This window comes from Paenibacillus sp. P4_E11, from assembly GCF_056401635.1.
The window spans coordinates 1-1,737 of sequence record NZ_JBFUIX010000417.1 but is presented as its reverse complement, the minus strand read 5'-3'; the positions used below and the strand labels follow the sequence as shown (position 1 = coordinate 1,737).

The 1,737-nt window shown below is 48.1% G+C and carries 2 protein-coding genes; both read left to right on the top strand.

The features are described 5' to 3' along the window. A partial coding sequence (locus AC1DWB_RS34660) for a WecB/TagA/CpsF family glycosyltransferase (protein WP_477545612.1) occupies nucleotides 1–542 on the top strand: 542 nt, incomplete at its 5' end. Nucleotides 543–706: 164 nt separating this feature from the next. Beyond that, on the top strand, nucleotides 707–1,737 hold a 1,031-nt coding region (locus AC1DWB_RS34655), incomplete at its 3' end, for a glycosyltransferase family 4 protein (RefSeq protein WP_477545611.1).

Genomic DNA, 1,737 nt, shown 5'->3' with positions numbered 1-1,737 from the left:
GTACGGGTGTTGTATGGGCTGCTTCCTATATAGGCAATCCGGTTGCAGAGCGTGTTCCGGGCATCGAATTGATTCATAAGTTATTTGCTGTCGGTGAACAATATGGATGGAAAGTGTTCCTGTTAGGGACAGCGCCGGAAGTTATTCGCGAGGCTGCCATGCGGATTGCCGCTCAGTATCCTAAGCTTAACATCGTCGGGGTTCGTGACGGATTCTTCGGACCCGAGCAGGATGACGAAGTTGTAGCGGACATCCGTGAAGCGGCTCCGGATTTACTGCTCGTAGGCCGATCGGTGGAAGGTCAAGAGCCTTGGATCGACCGATACAAGCAGCAGCTTCAGGTCCCGGTCATGATCGGGGTAGGCGGCAGCTTCGATGTAATCTCCGGCAAGTCCAAGCGAGCACCTGTTTTGTTCCAAAAATTGAGACTCGAATGGTTTTATCGGCTGCTCAAAGAACCGAAACGGTACAAAAGAATGCTTGCCTTGCCGAAATTCGCAGTGAAAGTGATCCGTGAGAAGGATAATGTTCAGAAACCTTGAGAATTAGCGAGAAAACTACCTAATAACCGCTTATTTTCCCAATTTTAGCTGTGGTGTTTCTATTCGGCAGGGAGTATAATGTGTCCGTTGGCCTTCTAGGCATAAGTCTGCTCACGATCGCCTTCATGAAACACACAATAGAAACAGGGGGTGTAAGAAGACAAATGGTGTTTCTTTATGGAATCGGGTTTCTGGCTGCCTGTTTACTTGCTGTGTGCATGACTCCAGTCGTGAAACGATTTGCCTTCTTCGTCGGCGCTGTGGATAAACCTAATCAACGTAAGGTACATACGCGTATTATGCCGCGTTTGGGTGGATTAGCCATATTCATTGCATTTGTTGGAGCTTTCTTCGTTATTGCTCCCGCTATCGACGATTATAATGTAAAAGTAGCTTCAGCCTTGCTGATCGGCGGTGCCATCATCGTACTGGTCGGGGCTTTGGACGATAGATTTGACTTGTCGCCTCGGATCAAATTAGCTGCAGAAGTTGTAGCTGCTCTGATTATCGTGTTCTACGGGGATATCCAGATTGACTTGCTGAACTTGCCATTCGGCGATTCATTCGAGACTAGGTGGTTAAGCATTCCGCTTACGATTCTGTGGATTGTCGGTGTCACCAATGCGGTCAATTTGATTGACGGCTTGGATGGACTAGCTGGTGGTGTATCTGCGATTGYGACGGGCACCATCCTCGTAATGGCGATTATTATGGGCAATCCTACCGTTATCGTGTTAAGTGTGCTGCTCTTGGGCAGCATTATCGGGTTTCTGTTCTACAACTTCCATCCGGCCAAAATATTCATGGGTGATTCAGGCGCACTATTCCTTGGATTCAGCCTGGCTACATTGTCAGTATTGGGCTTCAAACAAGCGACTGTTGTTTCCTTTATCGTTCCGCTCTTAATTCTAGGTGTGCCACTATCCGATACGTTCTTCGCTATCGTACGCCGGAAAGTGAACAAATTACCGATTTCGGTGGCGGATAAAAATCATTTGCACCATTGCTTGCTGCAGTTTGGCTTCAGCCATCGCAAAACCGTCCTTATTATATACGGCATTTCCTTGTTCTTCGGGGTTTGCGCGATTCTGCTGTCGCAAACGTCCTTGTGGGTCACGATAGTGTTAGTTGCGGTTATTTTGCTGGTCATGCAGTTAGGGGCCGAGATGATTGGCATCGTGAGCAAGGGTAAGCG